Origin of the sequence: Streptomyces sp. NPDC006610, from assembly GCF_040611575.1 — a bacterium.
Taxonomy (GTDB): Bacteria; Actinomycetota; Actinomycetes; order Streptomycetales; family Streptomycetaceae; genus Streptomyces.
In genome coordinates this window covers 1-13,519 of the sequence record NZ_JBEXOP010000015.1, presented here as the reverse complement: position 1 = coordinate 13,519, position 13,519 = coordinate 1, and the positions used below count along the sequence as shown (strand labels likewise).

Annotated in this window: 10 protein-coding genes and 2 pseudogenes; 3 read left to right on the top strand and 9 right to left on the bottom strand. The window is 71.3% G+C overall.

Going from position 1 to position 13,519, the window contains the following annotated elements; translation table 11 throughout:
• Window positions 1-155: 155 nt before the first annotated feature.
• Together ABZY13_RS14595 and ABZY13_RS14590 are read right to left on the bottom strand one after the other, a co-directional pair.
• A complete protein-coding gene (locus tag ABZY13_RS14595; protein WP_356630453.1) occupies window positions 156-491 on the bottom strand; it encodes a hypothetical protein in 336 nt (111 codons plus the stop codon).
• On the bottom strand, window positions 488-772 hold the full coding sequence (locus ABZY13_RS14590; protein WP_356630451.1) for a hypothetical protein: 285 nt from the start codon (window positions 770-772) through the stop codon (window positions 488-490). Before ABZY13_RS14590 ends, ABZY13_RS14595 begins: the two co-directional genes overlap by 4 nt.
• Window positions 773-876: 104 nt before the next feature.
• Between ABZY13_RS14590 and ABZY13_RS14585 the strand changes: the two genes are divergently transcribed.
• Window positions 877-1,893: a helix-turn-helix transcriptional regulator gene (locus tag ABZY13_RS14585; protein WP_356630449.1), complete on the top strand. Its 1,017-nt coding sequence runs from the start codon at window positions 877-879 to the stop codon at window positions 1,891-1,893.
• Here the strand turns inward: ABZY13_RS14585 and ABZY13_RS14580 are convergent.
• Both ABZY13_RS14580 and ABZY13_RS14575 read right to left on the bottom strand, forming a co-directional pair.
• Window positions 1,847-2,920, bottom strand: coding sequence for a LuxR C-terminal-related transcriptional regulator (locus ABZY13_RS14580; RefSeq protein WP_356630447.1), 1,074 nt, complete (start codon window positions 2,918-2,920; stop codon window positions 1,847-1,849). The two genes, ABZY13_RS14585 and ABZY13_RS14580, sit on opposite strands and share 47 nt — an antisense overlap.
• Window positions 2,921-3,147: 227 nt before the next feature.
• Window positions 3,148-4,257: a substrate-binding domain-containing protein gene (locus ABZY13_RS14575; RefSeq protein WP_356630444.1), complete on the bottom strand. Its 1,110-nt coding sequence runs from the start codon at window positions 4,255-4,257 to the stop codon at window positions 3,148-3,150.
• Window positions 4,258-4,549: 292 nt separating this feature from the next.
• Between ABZY13_RS14575 and ABZY13_RS14570 the strand changes: the two genes are divergently transcribed.
• Entirely contained in the window at window positions 4,550-6,280 is a 1,731-nt protein-coding gene (locus ABZY13_RS14570; protein WP_356630442.1) for a PA14 domain-containing protein, read from the top strand.
• 71 nt (window positions 6,281-6,351) lie between these two features.
• Here the strand turns inward: ABZY13_RS14570 and ABZY13_RS14565 are convergent, their stop codons facing one another.
• From ABZY13_RS14565 to ABZY13_RS14545, 5 genes and pseudogenes are all read right to left on the bottom strand, one after another.
• Window positions 6,352-6,804: a helix-turn-helix domain-containing protein gene (locus ABZY13_RS14565; RefSeq protein ID WP_356630707.1), complete on the bottom strand. Its 453-nt coding sequence runs from the start codon at window positions 6,802-6,804 to the stop codon at window positions 6,352-6,354.
• A gap of 13 nt (window positions 6,805-6,817) precedes the next feature.
• The gene (dnaJ, locus tag ABZY13_RS14560) at window positions 6,818-7,990 is read right to left on the bottom strand and encodes a molecular chaperone DnaJ (RefSeq protein WP_356630440.1); all 1,173 of its coding nucleotides are present in this window, start codon (window positions 7,988-7,990) and stop codon (window positions 6,818-6,820) included.
• A gap of 36 nt (window positions 7,991-8,026) precedes the next feature.
• A complete protein-coding gene (grpE, locus tag ABZY13_RS14555; RefSeq protein WP_356630438.1) occupies window positions 8,027-8,683 on the bottom strand; it encodes a nucleotide exchange factor GrpE in 657 nt (218 codons plus the stop codon).
• Window positions 8,680-10,524 carry a molecular chaperone DnaK gene (dnaK, locus tag ABZY13_RS14550; RefSeq protein ID WP_356630436.1) on the bottom strand — a complete coding sequence of 615 codons (1,845 nt, stop codon included), beginning with the start codon at window positions 10,522-10,524 and terminating at the stop codon, window positions 8,680-8,682. Before dnaK ends, grpE begins: the two co-directional genes overlap by 4 nt.
• Before the next feature lie 917 nt (window positions 10,525-11,441).
• Window positions 11,442-12,404 (bottom strand): annotated as a pseudogene (locus tag ABZY13_RS14545) (MraY family glycosyltransferase); the annotation flags it as partial.
• A 327-nt stretch (window positions 12,405-12,731) separates the two neighbouring features.
• Here ABZY13_RS14545 and ABZY13_RS14540 point away from each other — a divergent pair.
• Window positions 12,732-13,519 (top strand): annotated as a pseudogene (locus ABZY13_RS14540) (Fe-S oxidoreductase); the annotation flags it as partial.

Sequence of the window (13,519 nt, the reverse complement as noted above, 5' to 3'; positions counted from 1 at the left end):
GCACGACCGCCGCAGCCCGCCGCACGCGGCCGAAAACCGGCGCAACCAATCCGGCACAAGGGCGAAAACTGCAGCGGCGTCACCGTGTTCAGGTCACGGTGACGCCGCTGCGGGGGGGAAGCGCCTGAGCGATCTTTTACGACGGGGGAATCGCGTCAGGCGCTGCGGGGGGTGGCCGAGATGGTCACGGGGCCGGAGGTCTCCGGCTCCGCCAGTTGGTGATCCCTCTGGTCGAGGTTCACGAAGATCATTCCGTACCGGATGGCACAGCGAACCGGCTGGGGGGCGCCGCGGGGCCGGCGCAGGCACCGGTAGGCCCGCACGTCCCCGTCCTCGTCCCGGGTCACCACCACGGGCTCGCCGAAGACGGTCACCATCAGCGAGTCACCGTCGTGGGGGATGGCGGTGACCAGGTCGATGAAGTGCCATCCCGAGCGGTAGGCGGTGGCCATCTCCCGGCGGAAGGAGCGGTCGTCAGGCGGAGTGGTCACCTCGACCCCTCCGCACCGTCTGCGCCAATCACCGGCCAGCTGGTGTCGTCGGTGTGGTCTCCGGACCCGGCCCCCGGCCAACTGGTGTCGTTGGTCGTGGCGCCGGAGCCGGCGCTCGGCCAACTGGTGTCGTTGGTGGTGTCGGCGGACTCGGCGACCACCGGCCACCTCGTGTCCGCTCGAACGTCAACCTTCCCGCCGGAGAAGCCTGCCAGCACTCCCAAGGCCGCAGCGGCGGAGAAGGATGCCACAAGCACCGAGCGAAGCATTCTCTTGCCCATAGTCGGCTTCGTCCTCACTTGAAGGTCCCCTCTTCCCCCGTCCGGTATGACGATGGCTCATTCAGGCATGTGGTGGCCACATAATCGATGCATCATGTTCCTGCATGTTCAGGGTCCTGGGGGGTGGAGATTTGGCAACGAATCGGACTAAAGCAGTACATCCCCATGCGGTGACCGAGATGTGTGAACTGGGTAGTCGTCTCTACGCGACCGCTCTACGCACCGGACGCATCTCCCGCACGGATGGGGAGTCGGCCCCCTGCCTGATGGAATTCGCCCTGCTGCACCCGGATCCGGACGATCCGGACTGGTTGCGTCCGGTGCCCGCCCCGGTGGCCCTCGCCCAGCGCCTCAACCCCATCGAGCGCGAGATCAGCGAGCGCCGCCGGCTCTCCGTCGAACTGGCGGACTTCTTCGAGCCGTTCATGACCCTCAGCGCCACCAGCAACGCCACCGAGGCGATCACCGTGCTGGAGGGCGGCGAGCGGATCAACGCGGCCCTCAACCTGGCCACCGCGCAGTGCCAGTCGGAGGTGCTCACCGTCCAGCCCCAGGACCGCTTCTCCGAACGGAGCCTGCTGCGCGGGCTGGAGCGCGACCGGCCGCTGATCGAACGCGGGGTGAAGATCCGCACGCTCTACCAGCACACGGCCCGGTACAACCCGGAGAAGCTGGCCTACGTGGCGCACCTGTCCAACGGCAAGGTGGAGTACCGCACCATCGACGAGCTGGTCGAGCGGCTCATCATCTGCGACGAGACCGTCGCCTTCATCCCCACCCGCGACGACCAGCAGGTCGCCCTCGAACTGCGCCACCCCGGCCTCGTCCGCTATCTGATCAAGGTGTTCGAGTTCATGTGGGGCCGCGCGGTGCCCCTGACGGCCGGCGCCCCCTACGAGGCGGCCGCCGACGGCATCACCAACATCCAGCACTCCATCGCCAAGCTGCTGGTCGAGGGCCATGTCGACGAGGCGATAGCGCGCCGCCTCGGCATGAACGTCCGCACCTGCCGCGCCCACATCGCCAAGCTGGCCTCGGCGCTCGGCAGCGGCAGCCGCGCCCAGCTCGGCTACCTCATCGCCCAGTCGGGGATTCTCGACCAGGGGGAGACGACGGGCTGAGCAGGCCGAACCCGATGTCCCGGCCGGACGGGCCCGACGGCGGCCGCGGCGGCCCGTCCAGCCCCACCTGCGCGATCCGCACCCCGAGCTGGGTACGGCTCGCCGCGCCCAGCGTCTCCGACAGCCGCGCGATGTGCGCCCGGCACGTCCGGACGCTGATCCCCAGCCGCTCGGCGATCACCGCGTCCTGGTGCCCCTCCGCCAGCAGGGCCGCGATGGACTGCTCGCGGTGCGAGATGCCCTCGAAGCCGGTGTCGGGCAGCGGCGCGGTCAGCGGGATCGCCAGCCGCCACAGCCGGTCGAACACGGTCACCAGGTAGGCCACGAGCCCGGGGTGGCGCAGCTCCAGCGCGATGGTGCGGTCCGCGTTGGCGGGGATGAAGGCGACCGTGCGGTCGAACAGGATCAGCCGGTCGATGACCTCGTCCAGGGTGCGCGCCTCCACCGCGTCGCCCATCAGCTCCAGGTAGTTGAGCAGGCCCTGCCCGTGCCGTGCGACGTGGTTGTACAGGTCCCGCATCCGCACGCCCCGGCCGCGCAGCGCCAGCGCCCGGTGCAGCCCCTCCGACAGCTCGTGCTCGCGCCGGATGCCTCCGGGCTGCACGGTGAGCACCTCGGTGGTGCAGGCGTCGGTCGCCTCGTCCAGCGCCGCCTGGATGCGCGCCGGGCCGTCCAGGACGCGCAGCGCGGAGCCCTCGGAGGCGGCCGGCGCGGCGGCGGGGCCGCCCAGTCCGGCGTACGACTCGAAGGCGGCGACGGCGGAGCCGACCCGGCGCTGGCTGGCGCTCAGCTCGTCGCGCACCTCGCGCAGCAGCCGGGTCATGACCTCCTGCGGGGAGGTCGGCACCAGCCAGTCCATGTCGTCGGGGTCGGGGTGCAGCAGGGCGAGGTCGAGGAGGCAGGGCACCGGCTCGGCGTCGCCGCGGGGCACCCTGCCGCGCCGTACGGCCCGGGAATACACGCGCCCCCCGGCCTCGCACAGTCGGTCAGCACCATGCGGATGCTCGTCCGTCCCGTGCCCGGCCATGGCCCATTCCACCCCCGGTTCCCGCCTCTTCCGCAGCGCAACTATGCGCGGAGAGTGCCCGGTCCGCAACACGGCTCTCCCGGCCGCGTCCGAGGGACTGCACCGGTATGCGCGGGTTCGACCGGGAGCTTTCCGGGGCGCGCAGCGCAAAACCGGGCGCCCGGAAAACGCGCGGAGGGGTGGCCGCGCCCGGCGCGCGCGCCACCCCCACGTCGCCGGTCACCGGACTACTTGAGCCCGATCTCCGCGCAGGCCGCCTTGTAGTCGGCCGTGCAGATGTCGGAGAGCTTGTGGATGCCGTCGGCGACGACGGTCTCCTCGATGTTCTCGCGGGTCAGCGCGACCACCGGGAGCAGCTGGGCGGGGATGCCCTGGTGGGTGGGGCTGTCGACCTTGTCGCGGGTGAGCGCGTCGAACTGGATGTCCCGGCCCTGCACCTTGGCCACGGCCATCTCCGCGGCGGCCTCGGCCTCCTGCGGGTAGGACTTGTAGACGCTCATGTACTGCTCGCCGGTGACGATCCGCTGCACGGCCGCCAGCTCCGCGTCCTGACCCGTGATGGGCGGCAGCTCGGTGACGCCCGCGGCCTTGAGCGCCTCGATGACGCCGCCGGCCATGCCGTCGTTGGCGGAGTAGACGCCGGCGACGTTGTCCTTGCCGATCGCGGCGATGGCCTCGGTCATGTTGGCCCTGGCGTTCTCGGGCTTCCAGTCCTTGGTGTCGAAGGACTTGGCGATCGTCACCTTGCCGTTCAGCTCCGACAGCGCGCCCTGCTTGAACTGCTTGGCGTTGGGGTCGGTGGGCGAGCCGTTCATCATGACGATCTTGTCGGAGGTGTCGGCCCCGCTGCCGAGCGCCTCCATCAGGGTGCGGCCCTGGACCTCGCCGACGAGCTCGTTGTCGAAGGAGATGTACGCGTCGATCGGGCCCTCGGCGAGCCGGTCGTAGGCGATGACCGGAATGCCCGCGTCCTTGGCCTTCTCCACGCCGTCCGCGATGGCGTGCGAGTCGACCGCGTCCAGCAGGACGACGTCGACCCGGTCGTCGATCAGCTGCTGGAGCTGGCCGGCCTGCTTGTCGGCGTCCGCCTCGGCGTTGGCGTAGACGACCTTGCCCTTGCCGTTGGTCAGGTCGGCGACCTTCTCCTTGATGATCGGGTAGTCGAACTTGTCGTACCGGGTGTTCGCGGTTTCCGGCAGCAGCAGACCCACGGTGATGTCGTTGCCCTTGGTGGGCGTCGCCTCGCTGCCGTCGCCGGTCGCGCCCAGTACTCCGCAGCCGGCCAGGGACAGGGCCAACGACGGTGCGACCACGGACATGGCGATACGACGACGCATGGGGGAACTCACTTCTGGTGCCTTCCGGACAGGTCGCGTCGATGCGACCCAGATGACTGAAAAGCCAACGCGCAGGCGACCCCCAGCGTCAAGCAGAACTACTTAACGAGATGGCAACATCACGTTCCGCTTGGCTTGTGCACACCTCGCGCAGTCACCCGCCCGAAGCCTCCACAATCCTTGCGCGACACGCTTCTTGGACGGAATACGGGTCCCTGCAACCAAATACTCCCGTCACTGGTCGTGATCACCGGGCCTCTCACGGCTCTCCCGAAATCGTCCAGGAGATCGAATGACTCCAGCCAGAAGCACGACGGCCAGAACCACGACCGTCACGGCCCTCGTGCTCGCCACGGCGGGCGGTCTGCTCGGCGCGGCCACCGCCACCGCCACCGCCACCGCCGCGACGACCTGCACCTCACCCGTCTTCAAGCGCCAGTTCTTCGCGAACACCACCTTCTCCGGCACACCGAAGAAGACGGACTGCGACAGCGTCGTCAACCAGAACTGGGGCACGGGCGCCCCGGCCGCCGGCCTGCCCGCCAACAGGTTCGGCGTCCGCTGGACGGTGACCCGGGACTTCGGCTCCGGCGGCCCGTTCACCTTCACCGTGTCCGCCCAGGACGGCGTCCGGGTCTATCTCGACGGCAAGCTCAAGATCGACCTGTGGAAGAACGTGTCGTCGACCGTGAGCCGGACGGTCCACCTCACCATCCCGGAGAACAAGCACAGCCTGCGCGTCGACTACGTCAACTGGACCGGCACGGCGAACGTCGAGTTCACCTGCACGCCCCGTACTTCGGCGACCGTGGACAAGGTCGAGCCCAAGGCGCCGACCGGCACGTCCGTCGCCCACGACGCCGCCACCGGCAGGGCGAAGGTCTCCTGGGCGAAGAACAAGGAGATGGACCTCGCCGGCTACCGCGTCTACCGCCGGCCCGCGGGCGGCGCCTGGACCAGGCTCGCGACGACCACCTCGACGTCGTACACGGACACCACCCTCCCGGCGACCGGAGCCTCGTACGCCTACCGCGTCCGCGCCCACGACAAGGCCGGCAACCTCTCCGACCCGGGCGCCGAGAAGACCGTCACGACGACCGACCGCACCGCCCCGGCCGCGCCTGCCACGCCGACCACCGCCTCGGAACCGGCGGGCCTGTGGATCGGCTGGACCCCGGTCCCGGACGCCGCCTCCTACCGCGTGTACCGGGCCGCCTCCCAGACCGGCGCGTACACCGCGGTCGGCAGTGCGTCCGGGGACTCCTTCGTGGACACCACCGCCGAGGAGGGCGTCACCCACTACTACCGCGTCACGGCCGTCGACGCCGCCGGCAACGAGTCGGACAGGTCCGCCGCCGTCTCCGGCCGACGCCGCGACCTCACCCCGCCGTCCGCAGTCACCGGCCTGACGGCCACCCCCACCACGTACGGCTTCCGCCTGGAGTGGGACGCCAATCCGACGCCGGACCTCCACCGGTACGTCGTCCACGCGGGCGACGTGATCACCGAGGACGGAGAGAGGTACTGCGACGCCTGGGAAGCGGAGTGGCTGTCCGCCGACACCACCACCGTCGACCTGGGCGGCCGCCCGGACGGCGAGGAGCGCTGCTTCTTCGTCGACGCCGTCGACGACGCGTGGAACTCCCACTACGAGTGGACGCACGAGCCCACCATCGTCGCCGCGACCGAGTTGGACACCACACCGAGCGTCCCCACGCCTGCGGGCGCCCCGCTCACCGTCACGGCGCGGGGCGTGGGCGGCGTCGAGATCGACGAACGCGGCGAGGGCAACGAGATCCGGTGGGAACGGTCCGCCGAGGAACCGCCGGCCCACTACCGCGTCCACCGCTGGAATCCCGAAACGTCGGCCTACGAGCGGATCGCCGAAGTCTCCGGCGACACCCTCTCCCACTTCGACGGCACGGCCCCGCGCGGCACCACGTCGTACTACTGGGTGACCGCTGTCGGCCACGACGGCGCCGAGTCCCTGCCCGCCGGTGACTACGCGATCCTCCTGCCCTGACGCCGCCCAACGCGCGGACAGGCCCCGGAGTTCGGCGAACTCCGGGGCCTGTCCGTACACGCGGCGCCGCGTCAGTCCGCCGACTGCTGGCGCTTGGGACGCCACACCACCAGCGCACTGGTCTGCTGGACCTCCTGGTACGGGACCAGGTCGCGGCGGTAGGAGGCGTGGACGGCGGCCTCGCGCTGGCGCATCGCCGCCGCCGCGCCGTCGAGCGCGTCCTCCAGCTCCGCCACCCGCGCCTGGAGGGCGGCGACCTGGTTCTCCAGTTCGATGATGCGCTTGATGCCGGCCAGGTTGATGCCCTCGTCCTGCGACAACTGCTGGACCTGGCGGAGCAGTTCGATGTCCCGGGCCGAGTAGCGACGGCCGCGTCCGGCCGTCCGGTCCGGAGACACCAGCCCCAGCCGGTCGTACTGGCGCAGCGTCTGCGGGTGCAGGCCGGACAGCTGGGCCGCCACCGAGATGACGTAGACCGGGGTCTCCTCGGTCAGTTCATACGGATTGCGCCGACGGCCGTTCATGTCCATGGCTGACTCATGCTCCCTTCGCGGCCTGGAACAGCTCCGCCCGCGGGTCCTCGCCCGCGGTCGCCTCGCGATACGCCTCGAGTGCGTCACGAGCCTTCCCCGACAGGTCCCGCGGAACACTCACCTCCACGGTGACCAGAAGGTCGCCGCGGGTGCCGTCCTTGCGGACCGCGCCCTTGCCCCGGGCGCGCATGGTACGCCCGTTGGGCGTGCCGGGCGGCAGCTTCAGCGTCACCGGCGGGCCGCCCAGGGTCGGCACCCTGACCTCCCCGCCCAGCGCCGCCTCGGCGAACGTCACCGGCACGGTCACCGTCAGGTTGTCGCCCTTGCGGCCGAAGACCGGGTGGGCGTCGACATGGACGGTGACGTACAGGTCGCCCGCCGGGCCGCCCCGCTCGCCGGGCGCGCCCTTGCCGCGCAGCCGGATGCGCTGCCCGTCCGAGACGCCGGCCGGGATGCGCACCTGCATGGTCCGGGACGACTTGGCGCGCCCCGAGCCGCTGCAGACCTCGCACGCGTTCTCCGCGATGAGCCCGCGGCCCTTGCAGTCCGGGCACGGGTCGGTCAGCGAGAACCCGCCGCCCGAGCCGCGCGCCACCTGCCCGGTGCCGACGCACGTCGGGCACACGCGCGGCGTGCCGTTGGCGTCGCCGGTGCCGGAGCAGGCCTTGCACGGGGCCTGGGAGGTCATCCGCAGCGGGACCGTGGCCCCCTCGACCGCCTCCGTGAAGCTCAGCGTGACCTCGGTGTCCACGTCCTGCCCGCGGCGCGGCTGGGTGCGCGCGCCGGTGGTCGTGCCACCCCGGTTGAACAGGCCCCCGAAGACGTCGCCGAGCCCGCCCCCGAAGCCGCCCGCCCCGCCCTGGGCGCCTCCGAAGAGGTCGCCCAGGTCGAAGTTGAACGAGCCGGCTCCCGCACCCGGGCCCGGACGGAAGCCGCCGTTGCCGAACAGCGCCCGCGCCTCGTCGTACTCCTTGCGCTTCTTGGGGTCGCCGAGGACGTCGTTCGCCTCGGAGATCTCCTTGAACCGCTCCTCGGCCTTGACGTTGCCCTTGTTGGCGTCCGGGTGGAACTCGCGGGCGAGCTTCCGGTACGCCTTCTTGATCTCGGCCTCGGTGGCGTCCTTGGGGACGCCGAGGACCTTGTAGTAGTCCTTCTCGATGAAGTCCTTGGTGCTCATCCCCGACGTCCCTCCTCTCCTGCGTGCGTGATTACGTCAGCCCTCCTCCGGGCCACCGTTCTCCTTGTCGTCGGCCGATTCGGCGTTCTCCTCCGCCGGCTTGACCGTCTGCGCGCCCGGCTGCGGCTCGGCGACCGCCACCCGCGCGGGGCGGATGGTGCGCTCGCCGATGCGATACCCGGGCTGGAGGATCGCCACGCAGGTCGTCTCGGTGACGTCCGGTGCGTAGCTGTGCATCAGGGCCTCGTGGATCGTCGGGTCGAAGGGCTCGCCCTCCTTGCCGAACTGCTGCAGGCCCAGCTTGGCCACGACGGTCTCCAGCGACTCGCCGACCGACTTGAAGCCGCCGACGAGTTCGCCGTGCTCCCGCGCGCGGCCGATGTCGTCGAGCACCGGCAGCAGTTCCGTCAGGAGGTTCGCCACGGCGATCTCCTTGACCGTGACCCGGTCCCGCTCCACCCGGCGGCGGTAGTTCTGGTACTCGGCCTGGAGGCGCTGCAGGTCCGCCGTGCGCTCGCCGAGGGCGGTGCGCACCTGGTCCAGCTGCGCCAGCAGGCCGGCGTCTGCGTTCGCGTTCGCGTCCCCGGCCGGGGCCGCCCCCTCCTCGGGGGCGGCCTTCGGCTCGGCGTCGTCAGGAGTGGCGCCGGAGGGGACGTCGGGCTTCTCCTCGAAGCCCGGGGTCTCCTCCGTCACGCGGCACCGTCCTTGCGCTCGTCGTCCACGATCTCGGCGTCCACGACGTCGTCGTCGCCCTTGGCGTCACCCGCGCCGGCGGACGCGCCGCCCGCGGCCTGGGCGCCCTGGGCGTCGGCGTACATCGCCTGGCCGAGCTTCTGCGACACGGCCGCGACCTTCTCCGTGGCCGTGCGGATCTCGGCGGTGTCCTCGCCCTTGAGCTTCTCCTTCAGCTCGGCGACGGCGGCCTCGACCTCGGTCTTGACCTCGCCCGGGACCTTGTCCTCGTTGTCCTTGAGGAACTTCTCGGTCTGGTAGACGAGTTGCTCGCCCTGGTTGCGGGTCTCGGCGGCCTCGCGGCGCTTGTGGTCCTCCTCCGCGTAGCGCTCGGCCTCCTCGCGCATGCGGTCGACCTCGTCCTTCGGCAGCGAGGAGCCGCCGGTGACGGTCATCTTCTGCTCCTTGCCGGTGCCGAGGTCCTTCGCCGTGACGTGCATGATGCCGTTGGCGTCGATGTCGAAGGAGACCTCGATCTGCGGGACGCCGCGCGGCGCCGGGGGCAGACCGGTCAGCTCGAACATGCCGAGCTTCTTGTTGTACGCCGCGATCTCGCGCTCGCCCTGGTAGACCTGGATCTGCACGGAGGGCTGGTTGTCCTCGGCGGTGGTGAAGATCTCGGACCGCTTGGTCGGGATCGTCGTGTTCCGCTCGATCAGCTTGGTCATGATGCCGCCCTTGGTCTCGATGCCGAGGGACAGCGGGGTGACGTCGAGCAGCAGGACGTCCTTGACCTCGCCCTTGAGGACACCCGCCTGGAGCGAGGCGCCGATGGCGACGACCTCGTCCGGGTTGACCCCCTTGTTGGCCTCCTTGCCGCCGGTCAGCTCCTTGACGAGCTCGGCGACGGCGGGCATGCGGGTCGAGCCGCCGACGAGGACGACGTGGTCGATCTCGTTGATCGAGATGCCGGCGTCCTTGATGACGTTGTGGAACGGCGTCTTGCAGCGCTCCAGCAGGTCCGCGGTCAGCTGCTGGAACTGCGCGCGGGTGAGCTTCTCGTCCAGGTGCAGCGGGCCCTCGGCGGACGCCGTGATGTACGGCAGGTTGATCGAGGTCTCGGTGGACGAGGACAGCTCGATCTTCGCCTTCTCCGCGGCCTCGCGCAGACGCTGCAGCGCCATCTTGTCCTTGGAGAGGTCCACGCCGTGGCCGGACTGGAACTGCTTGACCAGGTAGTCGACGACCCGCTGGTCCCAGTCGTCACCACCGAGGTGGTTGTCGCCGTTGGTGGCCTTCACCTCCACGACGCCGTCGCCGATCTCCAGCAGCGAGACGTCGAAGGTGCCGCCGCCGAGGTCGAAGACGAGGATCGTCTGGTCGTCCTTGTCGAGCCCGTACGCCAGCGCGGCGGCCGTCGGCTCGTTGACGATGCGCAGGACGTTCAGGCCCGCGATCTCGCCGGCCTCCTTGGTGGCCTGGCGCTCGGCGTCGTTGAAGTACGCCGGGACGGTGATGACCGCGTCGGTCACCTTCTCGCCCAGGTAGGCCTCGGCGTCCCGCTTCAGCTTCTGCAGCACGAAGGCGCTGATCTGCTGCGGGTTGAACGGCTTGCCGTCCAGCTCGATCTTCCAGTCGGTGCCCATGTGGCGCTTGACCGACCGGATCGTCCTGTCGACGTTGGTCACGGCCTGGCGCTTGGCCACCTCACCGACCAGCACCTCGCCGTTCTTCGCGAAGGCGACGACGGACGGCGTGGTCCTGGCGCCCTCGGCGTTGGTGATGACGGTGGGCTCGCCGCCCTCCAGAACGCTGACGACGGAGTTAGTCGTGCCCAGGTCGATGCCGACCGCACGTGCCATGGTTGATTCCTCCAGCGACTTGAGTGGAACGGACTCAAGTGTGCACCACGGCTTCCCCCGGGTCAACAGACCTGAGCCTGGTGGGCTCAAGTCTTATCCGCTCCTTACACGCAACTGCCTTCCGGCCTGGAAGGACGCGGGGGGAGGCGGGGTGGTTGCGCCGCCGGGGAGGACGGGCGGGGCGAGGGCGGCGGGGGCGGGGGCGACGACGGTCGTGCGGCTGCGGCGGTCCGGGTGGAGGGGACCGAAACCACGGCGGGGGTGCGGGCCTGGTGCGGGGCCGGGGGTCTCATGACGGGTGCGACGGGTGGTGCTACGGGTGCGACGGGGGCGGCGGACCCGTGCGATCCGACGCCTGAATCGGACATCTCCACACGAACACGTTCCTCCGCCCAATGCAAGCCGCTCACCGCGTCCCGCGCGCGAGGCGCCGCTCCGCCCGATGCGCCGCCCGCGCGGACCGTCCCCCGCGGCTCGGCGGGCGTACGCAGGGAGCCGCGCGACACCATGGGCGCCGAGCCGGCCGTGAAGTACGCCCCGGCCGGCGCGGGCGCGCGACCGCCGCCGGCCGGCGCCGTACGGGTCCCCGTCGGCGCCCGTCGCACACCGCCGGCCGGCGTGACGCGGTCCGGCCCGCCCGACGCCCGGCGCATGAGGGCGGGCAGCCTTCGCGCACGCGCCGACCGCAGCCGCGCACCCTTACCGGCCGGCCGCGTACCCGTCGTCCCCGGCCGTCGCTCCGCCGCCGCCCCGGTCCGCCCGGCCGGCACCCCGGGCCCGCCCCCCGCCGCCGCCTTCCGCCGCCGCTGCGGCACCCGCACACCGCCACCGGCCGGCCCGCTCCCGCCGGGTCGCCGTCCCCCCGGCACCGCCCGTACCCCCGTGACCGCCCCCGGCCGGCCCCCACCGGGCATTCCCACCCGCACCCGGAGCAGCCCGAGCACCACCACCCCCGCCGCCCCCGCCACCCACCACACGGCCCCGGGCCGCATCCACCCCCCGTGCACCAGCACCCCCACCGCCACCCCGCCGGAGGCAGCCACCCCCACCACCAGCGTCACGCCCCTCCCCGTCAGCCCCAGCCGGCGCAGCCGGTGCGTCACGTGATCCGGCGCGGGGCGGTGCACGGGCCGGCCCGCCAGCCGTCGGCCCAGCAGCACCAGGGCGATGTCCGCGCACACCACGGCGGCGAGGGCGAACAACACCGCCGCCGAGGTCAGCGGCTCGTACCCGGCGCGCACCAGCACGGCCGCCCCCGCGGCCACGAACCCGGTGAACAGCGACCCGCACGCGCCGAGCGCGATCCGCGCGGGCGGCCAGTTGTGCATGAGGAACCCCGTCAACGCCGCCGCCTGCACGCTCAGCAGCGTCGCGAGACCGTCCATCACCTCGACCGAGGCGCACACCGCCACGCCGAAGACGGTGACCATCCCGATCGTCCCGGCGAGCCCGTCGCCGTGGTCGAAGGCCCGGAACGCGACGGCGACGACGGTCACCCACATCACCGCCGCCACTCCGCCGACCAGGCCCGTCTCCTCGTACGGCATGACGCAGGCCGCCGCCACCGCCGTACCGCCGGCCGCCACGCGGGCCCGCAGCCGCCACACGTCGGCGGCCAGCCCGAGCAGGGCGACGGCGGACCCGGCGGCGAGCAGGTCCACGGTCTCGTCGTCCAGCGCGGCGAGGCCGGTCCAGTGGCCGGCGCCCGCGACGCCGACGGTGGTGAGGACCACGGCGACCCCACCCAGCAGCGGCACGGGCGGACCGCCCGCGCGGCGCCGGTCGAGCAGTCCGAGGCGGCGTGCGGGCGCACGGAGCAGGGCCGCGAGCAGCGCGGCGAGGAAGAGGGCCGCGGTGGCGGCGGCGATCCCATAGAGCACGGGCCCTAAACTAAGGCGAATGTCACGTTTTGTGATGAATACGGAGATCAGCCCGGCGCGCCGTGTCCCACCCAAAGGTCCCACCCACAGGTCCCGCACCGTCCCGCCCTCGGCCCGGGCGGGGTCGATCGGGGCCCTCCCGGGGGCCCATCGGCGGTCGATCCGGCGCCGACCCCGGACCCGCTGAGGCGACCCTGAGCGACGCACATCACGAGTCCGCTGACTACAGTGCAGCTCAGGGGGTGGGTAGTCTCAGACGGACTGCATAAGTTACCGCTTAGTAATGACGGATCTTCGGATCCCCCTCGCAGGCCCGAGGAGCCCCTCATGCAACTCGCCGCGATCATCGTGTCGCTGGTTCTCACCGTGGTCGGCGTCGCCCTGCTCGCCCGCGCCATCGGCCAGTTCGTCCGGTACTTCAAGCTGGGCCAGCCCGTGCCCGCCGGCAGCCGGACGGACAACCCGTACCAGCGCAGCGTGACGCTGACCAAGGAGTTCCTCGGTCACACCCGGATGAACCGGTGGGGCGTCATCGGCCTCGCCCACTGGTTCGTGGCCATCGGCTTCCTCACGCTGCCGCCGACCCTCGTCCAGGCGTTCGGCCAGCTGTTCCAGGCCGACTGGGTGCTGCCGGTGATCGGGGGGTTCCTGCCGTTCGAGCTGTACATCGAGTTCATCGGCGTGATGACGGTCCTGGGCATCGCGGTGCTCATCGTGATCCGGCTGCTCAGCCTGCCGACGCGGCCGGGCCGCAAGTCCCGCTTCGCGGGCTCCAAGTCGGGCCAGGCGTACTTCGTCGAGTACGTCATCCTCACCATCGGCCTCGCCATCTACGTGCTGCGCGGCCTGGAAGGCGCGCTGCACCACGTCGAGCACTACGAGGCGTCGTACTTCGCGTCGTACCCGCTGGTCCTGGCCTTCGACGGGCTCGGCGTCGGCACCCTGCAGAACCTGGTGTACCTGGTCGCCACGATCAAGATCGGCACTTCGTTCGTGTGGATGATCGTGGTCTCGCTGAACACCGACATGGGGGTGGCGTGGCACCGGTTCCTGGCGTTCCCGAACATCTGGTTCAAGCGGAACGCGGACGGGTCGACGGCGCTGGGCGCGTTGCA

Excerpts from the sequence above, each read along its gene's own strand:
- ABZY13_RS14590 (WP_356630451.1), bottom strand. The coding sequence starts at position 772 with ATGGGCAAGAGAATGCTTCGCTCGGTGCTTGTGGCATCCTTCTCCGCC.
- ABZY13_RS14585 (WP_356630449.1), top strand. The coding sequence starts at position 877 with ATGTTCAGGGTCCTGGGGGGTGGAGATTTGGCAACGAATCGGACTAAA.
- ABZY13_RS14580 (WP_356630447.1), bottom strand. The coding sequence starts at position 2,920 with ATGGCCGGGCACGGGACGGACGAGCATCCGCATGGTGCTGACCGACTG.
- ABZY13_RS14575 (WP_356630444.1), bottom strand. The coding sequence starts at position 4,257 with ATGCGTCGTCGTATCGCCATGTCCGTGGTCGCACCGTCGTTGGCCCTG.
- ABZY13_RS14570 (WP_356630442.1), top strand. The coding sequence starts at position 4,550 with ATGACTCCAGCCAGAAGCACGACGGCCAGAACCACGACCGTCACGGCC.
- ABZY13_RS14565 (WP_356630707.1), bottom strand. The coding sequence starts at position 6,804 with ATGAACGGCCGTCGGCGCAATCCGTATGAACTGACCGAGGAGACCCCG.
- dnaJ (WP_356630440.1), bottom strand. The coding sequence starts at position 7,990 with ATGAGCACCAAGGACTTCATCGAGAAGGACTACTACAAGGTCCTCGGC.
- dnaK (WP_356630436.1), bottom strand. The coding sequence starts at position 10,524 with ATGGCACGTGCGGTCGGCATCGACCTGGGCACGACTAACTCCGTCGTC.